Here is an 18,348-nt window from a genome sequence, read left to right as displayed (position 1 = left end):
GGGGCGGAGCCCCAGGAGATCGGCTGCACCCCTCCAACCCCCGGAGGGTTACGGGAAGGGGCGGGGTGGGGAAGATCTCACCCCCCACCACCCGCACCGCATTCCAAGCCCCGCCCACCCCCCAACCCCCATTCCCCGCCCCCGCCCAACCCCGCCGCATTGCGATGGAAGCCGACCGACGCCGACCCCGGGCCGCCCGCACCCGGGCGGCCCCGAATCGCGAGGCACCCCGCCGGACGCGCCCGTAAGGTGGCCGTCATGCAGGTGATCCAGTCGACGAAGCTCGCCAATGTCTGTTACGAGATCCGGGGCCCGGTGCTCGAAGAGGCCATGCGCCTCGAAGCGCAGGGCCACCGCATCCTGAAGCTGAACACCGGCAACCCCGCGGCGTTCGGTTTCGAGTGCCCGCCCGAGATCCTGGAGGACATCCTCCGCAACCTGTCGGGCGCGCACGGCTACGGCGACGCGAAGGGCCTGCTGTCGGCGCGGCGCGCGGTCATGCAGCACTACCAGACGAAGGGCATCGAGCTGGGCGTCGAGGACGTCTACATCGGCAACGGTGTCTCCGAGCTGATCCAGATGTCGATGCAGGCGCTGCTCGACGACGGCGACGAGGTACTGGTCCCGGCCCCGGACTACCCGCTGTGGACCGCCTCCGTCTCCCTCGCGGGCGGCACCGCCGTGCACTACCGCTGCGACGAGCAGGCCGACTGGATGCCGGACCTGGCGGACATCGAGCGCAAGGTCACCGACCGCACCAAGGCGATCGTCATCATCAACCCGAACAATCCGACGGGTGCGGTGTACGACGACGAGATGCTGCGCGGGCTCGCCGAGATCGCCCGGCGTCACAACCTGGTGGTCTGCTCGGACGAGATCTACGACCGCATCCTGTTCGACGGCGCCACCCACACCCCGACCGCGGCGATCGCCCCCGACCTGATGGTCCTCACCTTCAACGGGCTTTCGAAGAACTACCGGGTGGCCGGCTACCGCTCCGGCTGGCTCGCGGTGTGCGGGCCAAAGGCCCACGCCTCCTCGTACATCGAGGGCCTGACCATCCTCGCGAACATGCGGCTGTGCGCGAACATGCCGTCCCAGCACGCCGTGGCGACCGCGCTCGGCGGCAGGCAGTCGATCGAGCAGCTGGTGCTGCCGGGCGGCCGGCTCCTTGAGCAGCGGGACACCGCGTACGACCTGCTCACGCAGATCCCCGGTGTCACGTGCGTGAAGCCGAAGGGCGCGCTGTACCTGTTCCCGCGGCTCGACCCGAACGTCTACAAGGTCAAGGACGACCGGCAGATGGTCCTCGACCTGCTGCGCGCCGAGAAGATCATGGTGGTGCACGGGACCGGGTTCAACTGGCCCGAGCCCGACCACTTCCGGATCGTGACGCTGCCGACGGCGAAGGACCTGGCGGACGCGGTGACCCGGATCGGGAACTTCCTGGACGGCTACAGCCAGATGTGACCCGAGCCCGCCGCCACGCCCGCCGCCCCCGTCACCACGACGGCCACCACGACAGCCACCAGGACGGCCGTCCCAGAGGCTGGGCCGGGCTCAACTTTAGACAGAATCTAAGCTAGGATGGCTTCCTGAAACGTTCAGGAGGCCATTCCCATGTATGAGCCGATCCGCACCAAGTCGGTCCACCGCACGATGGCCGCCGACAGTGAGCGCATCCCGCACCGCTCCCGCGAGGACGAACTGGACATCCAGCTCGCCGGGCACCTCTCCGCCCTGCTCGCCGTCACCGACGAGCTCGGACTCACCGAAGCCGGGGACGCCATCGCCCGCCAGGTCGCCCGGTTGCGCGGTGGACTGCCGCCGGTGCGCCACGCGGGGCTCAGCGGCGCCGGATCCGACGCCCTGCACGCGCGTGCGCACGCGCTCGCGGGCCGCGCCCTTCTCGTCGCCGCCTCGCGCGCCGACACCGCGGCGGCGATCCTGGCCGCGCAGCGCATGGACGCCCATGCCGCGGCCCGCGCCCTGACCGCCGCCTCCTGAGCGGCCCACCGACCGGCCCCGGTCCGCGAGCCGCGAAGGTCCGCGGACCGGGTGCCCTTGCTTCACCCGGCCCCCGGCACCCGCACGAGCCGCCCAACCCACACGGTCCGGCCCGCGCGCCTGCCGGGCCCCGTCCGCGCAACTCGGCGCCGCTGCCTACGATGTGGGCGTGTTCGCCTATGCCCTCGCGGCCCTGTTCCTCGTCCTGTTCGGCGTCGGCGTCCTGCGTGACCGGCGGCGCTTCAGCAACGCCGTCCACCTCGGCCTCACCGTCATCTTCCTGACCGTGGCCCTGGTGGTGCTGGTCGACGACACGACCGGCCCCGCGCACCCGTTCCTCAAGTGGTTCACGGTCGCGGTGCTCCTGGTGCCGGTGCTCGGCGCGCTCGTGCTGCCCTTCCTGCTGCTCGCCAACGGCGTGAAGATGATCCGCAGGGAGGGGCGCAGCCCGGCCAACCTGCTGTCCTTCCTGGCCGGCCTCGGCATCCTCGCGCTCGTCGCCCTGCTCCTGACCGCCGCCGCCAGCGGCTCACGCACGCTGACGATCATCGGCGTCACCCTGGCGCTGATCGTGGGTTACGTGTCGTTCCTGTTCTTCTGCTTCATCGGGTACGCCTTCCTGTACGGGCGCCTCCAGCCGCGCCGGAACCTCGACTACGTGGTCGTCCTCGGCTGCGGACTCACCGACGGGGACCAGGTGCCGCCGCTGCTCGCCAGCCGGCTCGACCGCGGGCGGCGGGTGTACGAGTCCCAACTCGCCCGGGGCAACCGGCCGTTGATCATCGCCTCGGGCGGCCGGGGCACCGACGAGCAGGTGCCCGAAGCCCATGCGATGGCCGACTACCTGATCGCACGGGGTGTTCCCGCCGAGCACGTCCTGCGCGAGGACCGGTCCCGTACGACCGAGGAGAACCTGCGCTACAGCGCGGAGCTGATGTCCGCCGGGTCGCCCGACTACACGTGTGTGATCGTGACCAACAACTTCCACGCGTTCCGTGCGGCGTTGATGGCCCGCGCGACGGGGGTCGACGGGCAGGTGGTGGGGGCGGCCACGGCGGCGTACTTCTGGCCCAGTGCCACGCTCCGCGAGTTCGCGGCGGTGTTCCTGGCGCACAAGGGCGTCAATCTGACGGTCTGCGGCGTCCTGGCCGCGCTCGGGGCGGGGGCCTGGCTGCTGAGCTGAACGACGCCAACGGTGTCCGGATCCGGCAGGGGCACGCGCGTCCCGCAGACCGGGAAAAGGGCCGGCCCCCGGAGCCGTGAGGGGGCTCCGGGGGCCGGCCGATGCGCGGCGGGTCACGAGTGACCCCACAGGTCAGGGCGGATGTCGAACCGACCCGCCGCTCACACCTCCGGCCCGGCCGTGCCAGGACAGGCGGCAGGCCACGACCGGAGGGAGTTTCGCGAGGGCGGTTCAGCCCAGGCGGGACACCAGCGAGCGGTACTGGTCCCACAGCTCCTTGGGCGCGTGGTCGCCGAAGGTGTTGAGGTGGTCGGGGACCAGCGCCGCCTCCTCGCGCCAGACCTCCTTGTCGACCTTGAGCAGGAAGTCCAGGTCGGCCTCCGGCAGGTCGAGGCCGTCGGTGTCCAGGGACTCCTTGGTCGGCAGGATGCCGATGGGGGTCTCGACGCCCTCGGCCTTGCCCTCAAGGCGCTCCACGATCCACTTCAGGACCCGGCTGTTCTCACCGAAGCCGGGCCACACGAACTTGCCCGCGTCGTTCTTGCGGAACCAGTTCACGTAGTAGATCTTCGGCAGCTTGGCGGCGTCGGCGTTCGCCCCGACCTTGACCCAGTGGGCCATGTAGTCGCCCATGTTGTAGCCGCAGAACGGCAGCATCGCGAACGGGTCGCGGCGCAGCTCGCCGACCTTGCCCTCGGCGGCGGCGGTCTTCTCCGAGGCGACGTTCGCGCCGAGGAAGACGCCGTGGTTCCAGTCGAAGGACTCCGTCACCAGCGGCACCGCGGAGGCGCGGCGGCCGCCGAAGAGGATGGCCGAGATCGGCACGCCCTTGGGGTCCTCCCACTCGGGCGCGATGGTCGGGCACTGCCCGGCCGGCGTGGTGAAGCGGGCGTTGGGGTGGGCGGCCGGGGTGTCGGACGCGGGCGTCCAGTCGTTGCCCTTCCAGTCCGTGAGGTGCGCGGGCGTCGTCTCGGTCATGCCCTCCCACCACACGTCGCCGTCGTCGGTGAGCGCGACGTTGGTGAAGACGGAGTTGCCCCACAGCGTCTTCATGGCGTTGGCGTTGGTGTGCTCGCCGGTGCCGGGTGCGACGCCGAAGAAACCGGCCTCGGGGTTGATCGCGTACAGCTGGCCGTCCTCGCCGAAGCGCATCCAGGCGATGTCGTCGCCGATGGTCTCGACCTTCCAGCCGGGGATGGTCGGCTCCAGCATGGCGAGGTTGGTCTTGCCGCAGGCGCTCGGGAAGGCTGCCGTGACGTACTTGGCCTCACCGTTCGGCGGGGTCAGCTTGAGCACGAGCATGTGCTCGGCGAGCCAGCCCTCGTCGCGCGCCATGACGGACGCGATGCGCAGCGCGTAGCACTTCTTGCCGAGCAGGGCGTTGCCGCCGTAGCCCGAGCCGTAGGACCAGATCTCGCGCGACTCGGGGAAGTGCGAGATGTACTTGGTGGTGTTGCAGGGCCACGGCACGTCGGCCTCGCCGTCGGCCAGCGGAGCGCCCAGGGTGTGGACGGCCTTCACGAAGAAGCCGTCGCTGCCGAGCTCGTCCAGGACGCGCTGTCCCATGCGGGTCATGGTGCGCATCGAGACGGCGACGTACGCGGAGTCGGTGATCTCGACGCCGATCGCGGAGAGCGGCGAGCCGACCGGGCCCATGCAGAAGGGGACGACGTACATGGTGCGGCCGCGCATCGAACCGCGGAAGACGCCCTGCTCGCCCGTGAAGATGTCCTTCATCTCGGCGGGGGCCTTCCAGTGGTTGGTCGGGCCCGCGTCCTCCTCCTTCTCGGAGCAGATGAAGGTGCGGTCCTCGACCCGGGCGACGTCACGCGGGTCGGAGGCGGCGTAGTACGAGTTGGGGCGCTTGGCCTCGTCCAGCTTCTTGAACGTGCCCTTGGCGACGAGCTCCCCGCACAGGCGCTCGTACTCGGCCTCGGATCCGTCGCACCAGACCACACTGTCCGGCTGGGTCAGTTCCGCGATCTCGTTGACCCACGAGATCAGTTCCTGGTGCTTGGTGGGGACAGAGAGGGGAGCCGCGATGTCGCGCGCCACGATCGCTCCTAGATGAGGGTCTTCTGGACGGGTTTGACGTACTTCTTCATTGCCGCCCCGTGGGGGCTGCGACCCGGATGCTGACCCCGTGGATCACCTTGGCGCTCATCCGGTGCCGACCGCACTCATCTGATCTTCCGCGTCGTTCGCCCATATGTCCAGGGGGCCTCTCACGTGAGCATCACCACTTACCGCCTTCTTAACTGCCATTTGCCGTTCACTTACCCGACGGCCGCCCGACGCTCGGTAACGGGCCGTACCTATGCGTAACTTACGGGGGCGTAGGTAGCATGCGGAGCATGACTGATGAGGTGATGGCACACGCGATCGACCCGGTGACGCAGATGGTGAAGCCGAAGATGCGCGGCTGGCTGCACGCCGGGATGTTCCCGGCCGCACTGATCTCCGGCCTGGTGCTCACCGCGTTCGCGGGGTCCACCAAGGCGCGGATCGCCTGCGGGATCTTCGCCCTCACCGCCTGTCTGCTCTTCGGGATCAGTGGCCTCTACCACCGGGGCACCTGGGGCCCGCGCGGCGAGGCGATTCTGCGCCGCCTGGACCACGCCAACATCTTCCTCATCATCGCGGGCACCTACACCCCGCTCACCCTGCTCCTGCTGCCCGGCTCCACCGGCCGGGTCCTGCTGTGGGCGATCTGGGCGGCCGCGGCAGCCGGCATCGCCTTCCGGGTGTTCTGGATCGGCGCCCCGCGCTGGCTCTACACGCCCTGCTATCTGGCGATGGGCTGGGCGGCGGTCTTCTTCCTGCCCGACTTCATGCGGGCCGGCGGCGTCGCCGTACTGGTCCTGGTCGTGGTGGGCGGACTGCTCTACAGCGCGGGCGGCATCATCTACGGCATCAAGCGCCCGAACCCGTCACCGCGCTTCTTCGGCTTCCACGAGGTCTTCCACTCCCTGACGCTGGCGGCGTTCATCGTGCACTACGTGGGCATCTCGCTGGTGGCCTACCAGCACGGATAACCCTCCGCCCACCGACACCCAGCCCCCGCGAAGGGCCCCGGCGCACGCTGCGCCGGGGCCCTTCGCGTGCCCGGGTGCCCGGGTGCCCGGTGAACGCGCGACGCGATGGGCACCCGACCATCATTTGACAGTGACATTCTTTTGCGAGTTACTGTCAAACATAACGGTACGTGCTGCGGAACGCTCGGAACGCGTGGAACGCGTCCCACGGGAGGAGCCCACCCATGACCGCCCCGACCCCCCTCGCCACCGGCGCCGCCGCGCCCCCCGCACCCGTCCCCGACCCCCGCCGCTGGTGGGCGCTGGGCGCGATGGTCGCGAGCATGCTGGTGCTCGGCTTCGACATGACGATCCTGAACGTGGCGCTGCCGACCATGGCCGGCCGGCTCGGCGCCACCACCGGCCAACAGCAGTGGATGGCGGACGCGTACGTCGTCGTCTTCGCGGCGCTGATGCTGCCCGCGGGGCTGCTCGGCGACCGCTTCGGCCGCCGCCGGATGCTGATCACGGGCCTCGGCATCTTCCTGGCCGGTTCCGTGCTCGGGTCGCTGGCCGGCAGCGTCGAGCCGGTCATCGCGGCCCGTGCGGTCATGGGGATCGGCGGCGCGCTCGTGATGCCCCTGGCCCTGGCTGTGCTGCCGTCCCTCTTCGCCCCGGACGAGCGCGGCAAGGCCGTCGGCATCGTCACCGCCGCCTCCGCGCTCGGCATGCCGCTCGGCCCGATCATCGGCGGCTTCCTGCTCGACCACTTCTGGTGGGGCTCGGTCTTCCTGATCAACGTCCCGATGGTCGCCATCGGCATAGCCGCCTGCGCCTTCCTGCTGCCCGAGACCCGCGACCCGGCGGCGCCGAGGGTCGACGTCCTGTCCACGGCCCTCACCGCGGCCGGGCTCGGCGCGCTGATCTACGCCATCATCGAGGCGCCCGGCCGGGGTTGGGGCAGCCCGCTGGTCCTCGCCATGCTGGGCGGCGGGGCGGTCCTGATCGCGGCTCTGGTCGTACGGGAGCGGCGGTCACCGCGTCCGATGCTGGACCTCACCCTGCTCGGCCACCGGCCGTTCCTCCTGAACACCCTCGCCGCGACGCTGGTCATGTTCGTCCTGTCCGGCCTGCTGTTCGTGCTGCCGCCCTACTTCCAGGCGGTCCTCGGCAGCGACGCGTTCGGCACCGGCCTTCGCCTGCTGCCGCTGATGGGTGGCCTCCTGGTGGCGGCCAGGGGCACCCCGGGTCTGGTCGTACGGTTCGGGGCGCGCGGGGTGATCAGCGCGGGGCTCGTGGTCCTGGCCTTCGCGGCGCTGCTCGGCAGCATGATCGGCGTCGAAGACGGCTATGGCTACACCGCGCTGTGGCTCTCGCTCGCCGGGCTCGGCTTCGGCTGCGCGATGGTGCCCGCGATGACGGCCGCCCTCGCGACGCTGCCCCCGGACCGCGCGGGCAGCGGCTCAGGACTGCTCATGACGGTGCGGCAGGTCGGCAGCGCCGTCGGCATCGCGCTGCTCGGCTCGCTGCTCTCCGGCGCGTACGCGCACGGGCTGCCGTCGGGGGCGCCGCCCGCGGCCGGCGACTCGGTGGTGGCGGCGCACCTGGTGGCCGCGGCGACCCACGATCCCCGTCTGGCGCCGGCCGCCGACACCGCGTACGTCCATGGCATGGGCGTCGTCCTGTTCGTCTGCTTCGCCGCGGCCCTGGCGACGGCGCTGCTCGCCGCGGCCCTGCTGGCGAAGTCCGAACCCGCAGGTCCGGCCCTCGGGAAGGTGGTCGGGGGTGGGGGCGACCGCGTAGCCGGTGGCGGGGGCGATGCCGGACAATGACGACCATGGCCGCCACCCCCCGTACCAGCCCCGCCGTCGGCTCGCTCGCCGAGAGCCTTCAGCCGCAGCTGAGCCTGCGCGAACGCAAGAAGCTCAAGACGCGCGTCGCGATCCGCCGGGCCACGTACCGGTTGGTCGCGGAGCAGGGGTACGAGGCGACGACGGTCGAGCAGATCGCGGAGGCGGCGGAGGTCTCCCCGTCCACGGTGTTCCGCTACTTCCCGACGAAAGAGGACATTGTCCTCACGGACGAGTTCGACCCGATCCTGCTGCGGGAGATGCGGTCCCGGCCGGCCGGGGAGCCGCCGTTGCGCTCGCTGCGGTACGTGATGACCGAGGCGATGCGGCTCGCGCTGCTCGACGACCACGAGGAGACGGTGCAGCGGACGCGGCTGATGGTGGAGGTGCCGGCGTTGCGGGCCCGGATGATGGAGTCGATGGCGTCGACGAGCCGGCAGCTCTGTGAGGTGCTCGCGGAGCGGAGCGGGAGGGAGGTCGATCTGGAGGTGCGGGTGTTCGCGATGGCGGTGCTTGGGGCGCTGCACGAGACGACGGTGTACTGGGCCGAGCGGCACCACGAAGACGACATCTTCGTGCTGATCGGCCGCACGCTCGACGCGTTGGAGGCGGGCCTCCCTCTGGCGGGCTGACGCCGGGCTGCGCCTACTCTCCCCGTGGCCCGTAGCTACTCGATGCCGACCGGCGCGGACATCCTCGGCACCCTTCGCGCAGTTCCCCGCGCCCCTTGGCTACTCGATGCCGGCCGGCATGCACATCCTCAGCCCCCTTCGCGCAGTTCCCCGCGCCCCTGAACTACTCCATGCCGGCCGGCGAGGACATCCTCGGCCCCCTTTGCGCAGTTCCACGCGCCCCTGAGCTACTCGGTGCCGGGCTGCATGGGCATGTTCAGCCCGTCCGGCGATTGAGGACGAGCGCCCTTAAGGCGCGAACGGGGTCTGGGGCGGAGCCCCAGCAACCCCGCCTCCGTCTGCGGACCGTGCCCGCGTCCCGCGCAGTTCCCCGCGCCCCTGAACTACTCGATGCCGGGCTGCATGGGCATGTTCAGCCCGTCCGGCGATTGAGGACGAGCGCCCTTAAGGCGCGAACGGGGTCTGGGGCGGAGCCCCGGGGGCTGCACTCTCCAGTAGCCGCACGGGAGGTGGGTGGGAGAACGCGCGAACGGGGTCTGGGGCGGAGCCCCGGGGGGCTGCACTCTCCAGTAGCCGCACGGGAGGTGGGTGGGAGAACGCCCCGCGGGGTCAGGTCAGGGCGGCTGCCAGGGCCTCCGGGGTCGTCACCGGTGCGTCGCACGTGAAGCGCCGGCACACGTACGCCGCCGGGGCCCCACCCACCAGCCCCCGATCCGCAAGCAGCGGGAACTCGCCCTCCGGCACCCCCACCGCCACCACCGCCCCCGGCGCAGAGGCAAGCAGCGCCGTGCGGTGGAGCGCCCCCGTCAGGGGGTCGGTGGGCGTGCCCACCACCGCCACCTCGCGGGGCCCGTCGAGCACCGCCTCGGCCGCGGCGAGCCCCCACCCGATGAACCGCGGTGCCCGTGGCCCGAGCGCCTTGACCACCCCGAGTGCCCCCTCCGCCGCCTCCCGGTGCGCGGAGGACCCCGTGTGCGCCGCATAGGACAGCAGGGCCGAGGCCGCGGCCGTCCACCCCGAGGGCGTCGCGTTGTCGGTCGGGTCCTGCGGACGGCGGATCAGGCGTTCCGCGTCGTGCGGGGTGTCGTACAGGACGCCTCCCTCGCCCCTGAACTGGTCGAGGACGATGTCGAGCAGGAACCCGGCGAACTCCAGCCAAACCCCTTCCCCGGTCACTCCGGCCAGCGCGAGGAAGCCCTCGGCGACGTCGGCGTAATCCTCCAACACCCCGCCGTTCGGGCCGACTTGCCCGTCCCGCGAGGTGCGGGCGATGCGGGCGTGGTCGTCCATGTGGACCCGGACGAGAACGTCCGCCGTCTCGGTCGCGCGCTCGACCAGGTCGGGCCGGTCGAAGAGCGCACCGACCTCGGCGAGCGCCGCGATCGCAAGTCCGTTCCAGGCCGCGACCAGCTTGTCGTCCCGCCCGGGCCGCTCCCGCAGCTCGCGCGCCGCGAGCAGACGGTCGCGCACACCATCCGCCAACTCCTCCCCGCCATCGGGGAGTTGGAGCACGGACGAGCCCTCCTCGAACGTGCCCTCCTCGGTCACCCCGAAGTGCCGTGCCGCAGTCGCTCCGTCCTCGGCGCCCAGCACCTCGGCGAGCTGCGCGGGCGTCCACACATAGAACGCGCCCTCCACATGGTGCCCCGCACCGTCCTCGCTGTCGGCGTCGAGCGCGGAGGCGTAACCGCCCTCGTTGGTGCGCAGTTCGCGCACCATGAAGTCGGCGGTCTCCAGGGCGACCCGTCGCGCGAGCTCGGAGCCGGTGACCCGCCACAGGTGGGCGTACACCCGGCACAGCAGGGCGTTGTCGTACAGCATCTTCTCGAAGTGCGGTACGAGGGTGGCCCCCGGGCGCGGGCGCAGGACGTAGCGGTGGAAGCCGCCGCCCAGCTGGTCGTAGAGGCTGGAGCGTGCCATGGCCTCGCACATGCCCTCGGCCATTTCGAGGGCCGCCTCGGACCCCGTCCGCGCGTGGTGGCGCAGCAGGAACTCGATCACCATGCCCGGCGGGAACCGGGTGTCGCCGTTGCCGAGCCAGCCGCTCTCCGGGTCGTACTCCCGGGTGATCCCGAGCAGCGCCTGGGCCAGCTCCTCCTCGCCCGGCAGGCCGCCCGCGCCGTGGTCCAGCTCGCGGGACGCCAGATCGCGGGTGATCTTCCCGGCGACGTCGGCCACCTCGTCGCGCCGGTCGGCCCACGCGCTCCGGACGCCTTCGAGGACCTGCCGGAAGGAGGGCATGCCGTGCCGGGGCTCGGGCGGGAAGTACGTACCGAAGTAGAAGGGCTCGCCGTCCGGGGTCATGAAGACGGACATGGGCCAGCCACCCCGCCCGGTCGCCGCCTGCACCGCCTCCATGTACACGGCGTCCACGTCGGGCCGCTCCTCGCGGTCCACCTTGATGTTCACGAAGTGCTCGTTCATGTAGGCCGCGGTGGCCTCGTCCTCGAACGACTCATGAGCCAGCACATGACACCAGTGACAACTGCTGTACCCGACACTCAGGAACACCGGCACCCCCCGCCGCCGCGCGTCCGCGAATGCTTCGTCTCCCCAGGGCCACCAGTCCACCGGGTTGGCGGCGTGCTGGAGGAGGTACGGGGACTGGGAGTCAGCCAGTCGGTTCATGCCGGTCACCTTCCCACGTCTGTATGTCCGGCCCACAGTAGGCACGGGGACGGCCTCGACGCGAAGCGCGACCCGGCCCACTTGGGCGGCGGCCCGGTTGTCCGGTCACATGGACGGAGGCCCGGTCACGTGGTCGGAGGCCCGGTCACGTGGGCGGCGGCCCCGTCAGGCGGCGGGCCGTCGTTTTCGGCAGGGTCGCCGCCGTGTGGTGGCTCTCTTCGAGGCCGGGGGTGCCGGACGTGCCGGTTGCCAGCAAGTAGCCCAGGTGTGTGCGGTTGCGGGCGCCGAGGTGGGACATGAGGCGGGCGATGTGCTGGCGGCAGGTGCGTTCGCTGATGCCGAGCTGGCGGGCGATCGCCGCGTCCTTGTCCTCGTGGAGCAGCAGCCGGGCGATGGCCCGCTGCATGTCGGAGACGATCACCTTCTGCTTGCGGGTCTCGTACGCGGAGGCGTACGGGATGGCGCTGCTCCAGGCCGCCTCGAACGTGCCCACCATGAAGGTGATCAGGTCCGGCTGGCTGATCCTCAGGGCGCCGCTGCCGTTGTCGGCCTGTACGAAGGCCAGCCGTCGGTCGAAGACGATCAGGCGCGGGAAGAGGGTGTTCAGGGTGCGGATCTCCGCGCCGGCCGCCGTCAGGCGCTCCGCGTACGCCTCGGTCGCGGGGCTGTACCGGGCGCTGTGCTGGTAGATGGTGCGCATCCGCACGCCCCGCTCCAGCAGCTCGGAGTCCCGGGTCAGGGCCTCGGCCAGGACCTCGACGGGGCGGGGGCCGCCGGGCTGGGCGGTCATCAGGTCGCTCGCGCACTCCGCGGCGGCCTTGTTCAGCATGACGTTGACGTCGGCGGCCTTGAGGACTTCGACGTTCAGGTCGTCGGCCGCCCGGCCCACCGCGTCCGCGTACACGGCGCGCAGGGCGTCGAACTCGACTGTCGCCCCGGCTATGCGCTCCTGCGCGTCCCGCAGCCGGTGGCGCAGCGGTTCGAGCGTGTGGACCTCCGCCACCTGGGGAGCGCACGCCCGGTAGGTGTCGGCGCCGTCCTCCGCGGGCTGGAGCAGATGGAGCGTGCGCAGGCGCTCGAAAGCGGTCTCGGCCTCGGCGCGGGGCAGGCCGGACCGTACGGCCAGCTTTCCCCGTGTCGTCGCCCCTTCGCGCAGGGCCGCGGCATACATCCGCCGCAGGCCGGGGGCGTCCGCGAGCCCGGCGGCGGAGAGGCCCGGGACACCCCCGTTTTGGTCGTTTACCTGGTGTTCAGATGTCATTTGTGCTGCCTTCATATTCCGTCATTGCCGGTTCATGATCCCTGACCGGCATGGTGCCGATGCGGCCCACCCGTGATGATCGAAAAGAGCCGAGCGTCAAGAACGACCTTCCAATGCGTCGGCTTTGTACGCACTGTGTGAACAAACGGGGTGGGATTCATCATGAACATGAAGACGAAGACCAAGCGCTGGGTTCTCGCGCTCACCGCGGCGCTAGCCGTGACCGCCGGCCTCCACTCGGCCGCCGCCGGACCGGCGACCGGTCCTGGGCGGACGGTCGCCATCGCGGCCGCCGCCATGGACACCGGCTGGGGGTGATCCGGTCGGCACCGGCAGCCTCCACTTTCGCCCCCGCTCCGAACGCGCCCGTCCCCCAGGGGAGTTGACGCCGCGAACGTCGTAGCGGGCGCCCGACGCGACGGCTGCCGTGCCACCGACCGGACCCGACTCAGCACCGAACGAAAGTAGTTGTCATGGATGCGAGGGCCCTTCTTCTGCTGGTCCGCGTGGGGTGTCTGCGTGAGCAGGCACTCACCTCCTGGACCGCCCGGCCCGACGTCGAGCTGGCCGTGGCCGAAAGCGCCACCGCCGCCTACCTCAGGCTGGCCGACCGGCAGATCCCGCTCTCCCCCGACCGTCCCGCCGACGAGATGTACGAGGCCTGCCGCGCCGCCCTGGCCGCGGCGCCCGGCCCCAAGGGCGTGACCGGATTCCTCGACTCGACGCTGCCCGTGGTGGCGCGCCTGGCCGAGGAGTTCGGGCTGCCCGGCTGCTCGCCCGACACGCTCAAGTCCCTCACCGACAAGGCGTGGGCGCGTGAGCGCTTCGCCGAGTCGGGGGTGCCGGGTCCCCGGTTCCGTACCCTGCCGGCGGCGCTGCCCGCGGCCGACCGCGGCGAGGCGGTCGCCGGGCTCGCCCATCCGCTGATCCTCAAGCCGGTGGACTCCTCCGCCGGTCGCGGCGTGGTCAGGGCCGGCGGCCCCGCGGAGCTCGACGCGGCCTGGGAGACGGCGGCCCGCTTCACCAAAACCGGCACCCTGCTCGCCGAGGAGGAGCTGATCGGCGAGGAGATCAGCGTCGAGACGGTCACCGTCGCAGGCCGCACGGTGGTGCTGGCCTGCACCGAGAAACTGAGCACCCGCGGCGAGGTGTTCGTCGAGCTCGGCCAGGCGAGCCCGGCCCGGCTCCCCGCATCCCTGGACGCCGAGGTCCGCGCCGTCGCGGCCGCCGCCCTGAAGGCGGTCGGCTTCGACCACGGCATCGCGCACACCGAGATGATCCTGACCGCCGAGGGCCCCCGGATCATCGAGGTCAACCCGAGGCCGGCCGGCGACTGCATCCTGGACCTCATCCGGCTCACCACCGGCGTCGACGTGTACGACATCGCCGCCGATCTGGCGCTCGGCGTGCCGGTCGACCTGGACGCACTGGAGCGCATGTCCTTCACGGGCGGCGCGGCGATCCGCTTCCTGACCGGCGAGCCCGGCGTCGTGCGGCGCGTCGAGGGTGTCGCGGAGGCCGCGGCCCGCCTGGACCCGGCCCGTGAGCGGCTGGTGCTGCTGACCAGGCCGGGCGACACCGTCGAGTCCGTCTCCAGCAATCTGCACCGCCTCGGATACGTCATCGCGGTCGGCGCGGACACGCGGGCGGCGCTCGCGCGGGCCGAGGAGATCGCCGCGCTCGTCTCCATCAGCACCTCCCCCGCCGAGGCGGACGAACAGCCCGTACGCAGGCTGCCCAGTTCGGAGTGCTGGACCTGATGGCCGCCCGTACCACCACGACAAGGAATTCCATGCGATCCCCCGACTCCTACTGGCTCGCCACAGGACCGGACTGGAGCCGGCGCGGCGCGGCCCTGCCCGAGCGGGCCGACGTCTGTGTGCTGGGCGCCGGGGTGATGGGCTCGACCCTCGCCTACTGGCTCACCAGGTCCGGCGCGCGCCCGCTGGTCATCGACCGCAACGCCGCACCCGCCATGGGGTCGTCCGGCCGCAACGCCGGCCGGCTCATCCAGGGCGGCCACGCCCAGCACGCCCTGGCCATCGACGCGCACGGCCACGACGAGGCGCTGGCCATCTACCGGGCGACCCTCACCAACCGGGACCTGGTGCGCGAGGTCACCGCCCGCGAGGGCATCGAGGCCGCCCTCTTCCCGACGGCCAAGCTGGACCTGGCCGTCGAGGAGGACGAAGCCCTCGAACTCAAACGGACGGCCGAGGCCCTGCGGGCCGACAACATCGCCGCCGAATGGCTCGACCTGCCCGGCGCACGCGCGGTGTTCGGCACCGACCTGCCCGACACGGTGCTCGGCGCCCTGCACCGGCCCGACCAGGACGCGGTGCACTCGGTGGGCTACGTACGGGGCATCGCGGAGGCCGCCGCGCGCGGTGGCGCCGAGTTCGCCTGCGGGGTCACCGCGACCTCGGTCGAACCGGCCGCCGGTGGCGGCTGGCTCGTCGTCACCGACGCGGGCCGGGTGCTCGCCGACCAGGTGGTCGTCGCCCTCAACGTCTGGACGCCGCGTCTGCTGCCGGAGCTCGCTCCGGTCATCACACCCGTACGGGGACAGCTGGTGCAGACGGCGCCGGTGCCCTTCCGCATCCCGCAGTGGGGCCTGGACCGCGGCCTCCTGTACGGCGGGCAGACGCCGGACGGCTCGCTGCTCGTCGGCGGCCTGCGCACCACCGTGCCGGGCCGCGACGAGGGGATCGAGGTGCCCGATGGCAGCAACACGCCCGGCTTCGCACCCGATCTGGCCGAGCGTCTGGCCGAGGCACTGCCGTCCGTGCTGCCCGCCGCCACCGGCGTGCCGGTGGTGCGGGCCTGGAGCGGTGTCATGGCCTTCACACCCGACCGCTGCCCGCTGGTCGGCGCCTGGCCGGGCGCCGAAGGCCTGTGGGTGATGGCCGCGTTCAACGGCCATGGCATGCCGTATTCCCAGGTCATGCCGGAACAACTCGCGGAGCGGATCCGCGGCGGCCGGGGTGCCGGCATCCCCGTCGGCTTCGATCCCGCCCGCTTCCTGTGACCGGGGGCATCATGTCGAGCTCAACCACCCTTTCCCATCCCGTCGCCGAGCCGTGGCCGAACGCCCGGCACTCGGGCGCGCCGCTCCTGGTGATCGGCGCGGGACCCAAGGCCATCGCCCTCGCCGTGAAGTCGAGCGTGCTGCGCGCCGCCGGATTCGACGTGCCCGAGGTCGTCGCCGTCGAGCGGGACCGCACCGCCGCCAACTGGCGTGAGGGCCGCGGCTGGACCAACGGCCTGCAACGCCTCGGCACCCTGCCCGAGAAGGACCTCGGGTTCCCCTACGACGGCTCCGCCTGGGGAGACGCCGACGACCCGATCGCCGGTGAAGTCGTCCAGCGGATGGCCGCGTACAGCTGGGCGGGCCACCTGCGGGACCGGGGCGCGTACGCGCGCTGGATCGACCGGGGCCGGCCGCAGCCGAGCCACCGGGAGTGGGCCGACTACCTGCAATGGGCGGCGGTCCGCGCCGGCCTGCGGACCGTGAACGGACAGGTTCTGGGCGCCGAACTGGCCGACGACGGCTGGACGTTGACCGTCCAGGACGGCGAGCTGCGCTCGCAGGTCCACGGCCGCGGCCTGCTCGTGTCGGGCCCGGGACCGGTCGCCCCCGTCGTCGCACCGGACGGCACCCGGGTGCTCACCACCGGGGACTTCTGGCGGCTCGCCACCGAAGGGCTGCCCGACTGGGCCCGCCAGGTGACGGTCGTCGGTGCCGGTGAGACCGCGGGCACCATCGTGCGCGAACTGGCCGTGGGCCTCGACCGCCAGGTCACCGTCGTCACCCCCCGCGCGACGCTGTACAGCAGGGGCGAGAGCGTCTTCGAGAACCGTTACTACAGCGACCCCACCGGCTGGTCCGGGCTCACCGAGGCGGACCGCCGCGAGTTCATCCGGCGCACCGACCGCGCCGTCTTCTCGCAGGACGTCCAGGCCGACCTGGCCGGGACGAAGAACGTGGCGTGGGAGCCCGGCCGCGTCGTCGGCACCCGTCAGGACGGCGCGGGCCGCGTCGAGGTGGAGATCGCCTACGGGGGCCGGCAGCGCGTCCACAGCGCCGATCTGGTCGTCGACGCGACCGGCGGCGACCCCCTGTGGTTCACCCGGATCCTCGGCCCGCGCGCCGATGACGCCCTGCGGGCCGCGCTCGGCGGGACCGTGACGCGCGAGCACGTCGAGCGGGCCATCGACGCCTCGCTCGCCGTCGCCGGCCTGCCCGCTCCTCTGCACGTGCCCAACCTCGCGGCCCTCGCCCAGGGTCCCGGATTCCCCAATCTGAGTTCCCTCGGCCTCCTGTCCGACCGGGTCCTCGCGGCCTATGTCCCCTCCGTGTGCCCCGGACTCGCTCCGGCCGCCGACGACCGGCCCGCGGACCTGTCCGCCGTCAACCAAGGAGCAGCACAACGATGACCCGGCACCCCAACGACCCCGCCCTGAAGGTCGACTTCGTCCAGCTGCTCTTCAGCGACATCGCGGGCCGCCTCAAGACCCTTGAGGTCCCCGCGGCCCGCTGGTCCGAGGTCCGCGACAGCGGCTGGACCCTGGACGGATCCGTACTGCTCGGCTACGGCGACGCCGAACACAGCGACCTGCGGCTGGTGCCGGACGTCTCCACGTTCGTCCACCGCCCCTGGACCACGCCGTCGGGCCGGTCGGTCGGCATGGTCTTCTGCGATGTGCTCGACGCCGAGGGACAGCCGTTCGCCGCCGACCCGCGGGCCGTGCTGCGCCGGGCCGTCGAGGCGTCCGAGGCCCGCGGGCAGCGCCCGGTGTTCGGTGTCGAGGCCGAGTTCTACCTGCTGCGCGACACCGGCGCGGACGAAGCGGGCGAGCCCGTGGACGGCGCGGGCTACTGGGATCTGAGCGTGGACGAGCAGGCCGACGAGGTCTGCCGCGACATCAGCGAGGCGCTGGCCCTGATGGGGTTCACCGTCGACGGCCACCACCACGAGGTCTGCCCCGGGCAGCGCGAACTCGTCTTCCGGCACGGTGACGCCCTGACCACGGCGGACCGGCTGCTGCTCCTCAAGCACACCGCCAAGGTGATGGCCCGGCGGCGCGGCATGTCGGCCGTCTTCATGCCCAAGCCGCTCGCCCATCTCTACGGCAACGCCCTGCACGTCCACGTCTCGCTGGAGGGCACGGGCGCCAAGGAGGGGCCGCTGTTCCACGACGCGGCCGACCCGGGCGGCATGTCCGAGCTGTTCCACCACGCCCTCGCCGGTGTCCTCGACCACGCCCCCGCACTCACCGCCCTTGGCAACCCCACGGTCAACTCCTACAAGCGTCTCGTCCCGGCCTCCGGCACTCCGGTGCACGCCAGTTGGGCCCGCCGCAACCGCTCCACCGCGTTCAAGGTGGCGGGCGACAGCGCCGTACCGCGCTCGCTGCGCCTCGAACTGCGCAGCCCCGACCCGGCGGCCAACCCGTATCTGCTGTTCGCGGGTGTGCTCGCGGCGTTCGCCGACGGGCAGGACCGGCGCCTGAAGCTGCCGCAGGCGTGCGAGGAGCCGGCGGACGCCCTGACCGGGGACGACCTCACGGCCCGCGGCATCGTCTCGCTGCCCACCGATCTGCCGTCCGCGCTGCGCGCCCTCGACGAGGACGGCCTGGTGCGCCGCACCCTCGGTGAGCTCGCCGCCGGCGCGGTCGCCCGCAACTCCCGCGCGGACTGGGCCGCATGGCACCGTGTGATCACGCCGTGGGAGATCGAGCGGTACGCGCAGACCGTGTGATCCACCGGCGT

Annotated in this window: 14 protein-coding genes; 11 read left to right on the top strand and 3 right to left on the bottom strand. The window is 71.9% G+C overall.

The annotated features are described in order from the left end of the window. Window positions 1-258 precede the first annotated feature (258 nt). The 3 genes from ACGFW5_RS03485 (at window position 259) to ACGFW5_RS03475 (ending at window position 3,190) form a co-directional block, all read left to right on the top strand. A complete protein-coding gene (locus tag ACGFW5_RS03485) occupies window positions 259-1,470 on the top strand; it encodes a pyridoxal phosphate-dependent aminotransferase (protein ID WP_393832483.1) in 1,212 nt (403 codons plus the stop codon). 150 nt (window positions 1,471-1,620) lie between these two features. Then, entirely contained in the window at window positions 1,621-2,007 is a 387-nt protein-coding gene (locus ACGFW5_RS03480; RefSeq protein ID WP_393832482.1) for a hypothetical protein, read from the top strand. Between the two features lie 169 nt (window positions 2,008-2,176). Next, on the top strand, window positions 2,177-3,190 hold the full coding sequence (locus ACGFW5_RS03475) for a YdcF family protein (protein WP_393832481.1): 1,014 nt from the start codon (window positions 2,177-2,179) through the stop codon (window positions 3,188-3,190). 231 nt (window positions 3,191-3,421) lie between these two features. On the opposite strand, the gene ACGFW5_RS03470 is transcribed toward ACGFW5_RS03475, so the two are convergent. Then, window positions 3,422-5,245 (bottom strand): phosphoenolpyruvate carboxykinase (GTP), encoded by a 1,824-nt coding sequence (locus ACGFW5_RS03470; RefSeq protein WP_393832480.1) that lies wholly within the window; start codon window positions 5,243-5,245, stop codon window positions 3,422-3,424. Window positions 5,246-5,535: 290 nt separating this feature from the next. On the opposite strand from ACGFW5_RS03470, the gene ACGFW5_RS03465 reads away from it, so the two are divergent. The 3 genes from ACGFW5_RS03465 to ACGFW5_RS03455 all read left to right on the top strand — a co-directional run bounded on the left by ACGFW5_RS03465 (window position 5,536) and on the right by ACGFW5_RS03455 (window position 8,686). After that, window positions 5,536-6,225, top strand: a complete 690-nt coding sequence (locus ACGFW5_RS03465; RefSeq protein WP_393832479.1) for a hemolysin III family protein — start codon at window positions 5,536-5,538, stop codon at window positions 6,223-6,225. A gap of 224 nt (window positions 6,226-6,449) precedes the next feature. Next, window positions 6,450-8,036 carry an MFS transporter gene (locus ACGFW5_RS03460; RefSeq protein ID WP_393832478.1) on the top strand — a complete coding sequence of 529 codons (1,587 nt, stop codon included), beginning with the start codon at window positions 6,450-6,452 and terminating at the stop codon, window positions 8,034-8,036. Beyond that, window positions 8,033-8,686 carry a TetR/AcrR family transcriptional regulator gene (locus ACGFW5_RS03455; RefSeq protein WP_393832477.1) on the top strand — a complete coding sequence of 218 codons (654 nt, stop codon included), beginning with the start codon at window positions 8,033-8,035 and terminating at the stop codon, window positions 8,684-8,686. The genes ACGFW5_RS03460 and ACGFW5_RS03455 overlap by 4 nt, the downstream gene beginning before the upstream one ends. Before the next feature lie 609 nt (window positions 8,687-9,295). Here the strand turns inward: ACGFW5_RS03455 and ACGFW5_RS03450 are convergent. Beyond that, window positions 9,296-11,314 (bottom strand): thioredoxin domain-containing protein, encoded by a 2,019-nt coding sequence (locus ACGFW5_RS03450; RefSeq protein ID WP_393832476.1) that lies wholly within the window; start codon window positions 11,312-11,314, stop codon window positions 9,296-9,298. A gap of 145 nt (window positions 11,315-11,459) precedes the next feature. Further along, the gene (locus tag ACGFW5_RS03445) at window positions 11,460-12,575 is read right to left on the bottom strand and encodes a LuxR C-terminal-related transcriptional regulator (protein ID WP_393832475.1); all 1,116 of its coding nucleotides are present in this window, start codon (window positions 12,573-12,575) and stop codon (window positions 11,460-11,462) included. Between the two features lie 162 nt (window positions 12,576-12,737). Here ACGFW5_RS03445 and ACGFW5_RS03440 point away from each other — a divergent pair, with 162 nt between their 5' ends. The 5 genes from ACGFW5_RS03440 to ACGFW5_RS03420 all read left to right on the top strand — a co-directional run bounded on the left by ACGFW5_RS03440 (window position 12,738) and on the right by ACGFW5_RS03420 (window position 18,337). Further along, window positions 12,738-12,893 (top strand): hypothetical protein, encoded by a 156-nt coding sequence (locus ACGFW5_RS03440; RefSeq protein WP_393832474.1) that lies wholly within the window; start codon window positions 12,738-12,740, stop codon window positions 12,891-12,893. A gap of 155 nt (window positions 12,894-13,048) precedes the next feature. Further along, on the top strand, window positions 13,049-14,335 hold the full coding sequence (locus tag ACGFW5_RS03435; protein ID WP_393832473.1) for an ATP-grasp domain-containing protein: 1,287 nt from the start codon (window positions 13,049-13,051) through the stop codon (window positions 14,333-14,335). A gap of 32 nt (window positions 14,336-14,367) precedes the next feature. Next, entirely contained in the window at window positions 14,368-15,603 is a 1,236-nt protein-coding gene (locus tag ACGFW5_RS03430) for an NAD(P)/FAD-dependent oxidoreductase (RefSeq protein WP_393832472.1), read from the top strand. An 11-nt stretch (window positions 15,604-15,614) separates the two neighbouring features. Beyond that, on the top strand, window positions 15,615-17,012 hold the full coding sequence (locus ACGFW5_RS03425) for a SidA/IucD/PvdA family monooxygenase (protein ID WP_393832471.1): 1,398 nt from the start codon (window positions 15,615-15,617) through the stop codon (window positions 17,010-17,012). Continuing rightward, the gene (locus ACGFW5_RS03420; RefSeq protein ID WP_393832470.1) at window positions 17,009-18,337 is read left to right on the top strand and encodes a glutamine synthetase family protein; all 1,329 of its coding nucleotides are present in this window, start codon (window positions 17,009-17,011) and stop codon (window positions 18,335-18,337) included. Before ACGFW5_RS03425 ends, ACGFW5_RS03420 begins: the two co-directional genes overlap by 4 nt. Window positions 18,338-18,348 lie beyond the last annotated feature (11 nt).

Origin of the sequence: Streptomyces sp. NPDC048416 (assembly GCF_043200435.1) — a bacterium.
Taxonomy (GTDB): Bacteria; Actinomycetota; Actinomycetes; order Streptomycetales; family Streptomycetaceae; genus Streptomyces.
The sequence above is the reverse complement of the archived record's forward strand: the minus strand, read 5'-3'. Positions and strand labels throughout refer to the sequence as shown.

What these genes read in the sequence shown, in the direction of transcription:
- ACGFW5_RS03480 (WP_393832482.1), top strand. Translation starts at nt 1,621, where the DNA reads ATGTATGAGCCGATCCGCACCAAGTCGGTCCACCGCACGATGGCCGCC.
- ACGFW5_RS03485 (WP_393832483.1), top strand. Translation starts at nt 259, where the DNA reads ATGCAGGTGATCCAGTCGACGAAGCTCGCCAATGTCTGTTACGAGATC.
- ACGFW5_RS03440 (WP_393832474.1), top strand. Translation starts at nt 12,738, where the DNA reads ATGAACATGAAGACGAAGACCAAGCGCTGGGTTCTCGCGCTCACCGCG.
- ACGFW5_RS03460 (WP_393832478.1), top strand. Translation starts at nt 6,450, where the DNA reads ATGACCGCCCCGACCCCCCTCGCCACCGGCGCCGCCGCGCCCCCCGCA.
- ACGFW5_RS03450 (WP_393832476.1), bottom strand. Translation starts at nt 11,314, where the DNA reads ATGAACCGACTGGCTGACTCCCAGTCCCCGTACCTCCTCCAGCACGCC.
- ACGFW5_RS03455 (WP_393832477.1), top strand. Translation starts at nt 8,033, where the DNA reads ATGACGACCATGGCCGCCACCCCCCGTACCAGCCCCGCCGTCGGCTCG.
- ACGFW5_RS03465 (WP_393832479.1), top strand. Translation starts at nt 5,536, where the DNA reads ATGCGGAGCATGACTGATGAGGTGATGGCACACGCGATCGACCCGGTG.
- ACGFW5_RS03435 (WP_393832473.1), top strand. Translation starts at nt 13,049, where the DNA reads ATGGATGCGAGGGCCCTTCTTCTGCTGGTCCGCGTGGGGTGTCTGCGT.
- ACGFW5_RS03445 (WP_393832475.1), bottom strand. Translation starts at nt 12,575, where the DNA reads ATGACATCTGAACACCAGGTAAACGACCAAAACGGGGGTGTCCCGGGC.
- ACGFW5_RS03425 (WP_393832471.1), top strand. Translation starts at nt 15,615, where the DNA reads ATGTCGAGCTCAACCACCCTTTCCCATCCCGTCGCCGAGCCGTGGCCG.
- ACGFW5_RS03430 (WP_393832472.1), top strand. Translation starts at nt 14,368, where the DNA reads ATGCGATCCCCCGACTCCTACTGGCTCGCCACAGGACCGGACTGGAGC.
- ACGFW5_RS03420 (WP_393832470.1), top strand. Translation starts at nt 17,009, where the DNA reads ATGACCCGGCACCCCAACGACCCCGCCCTGAAGGTCGACTTCGTCCAG.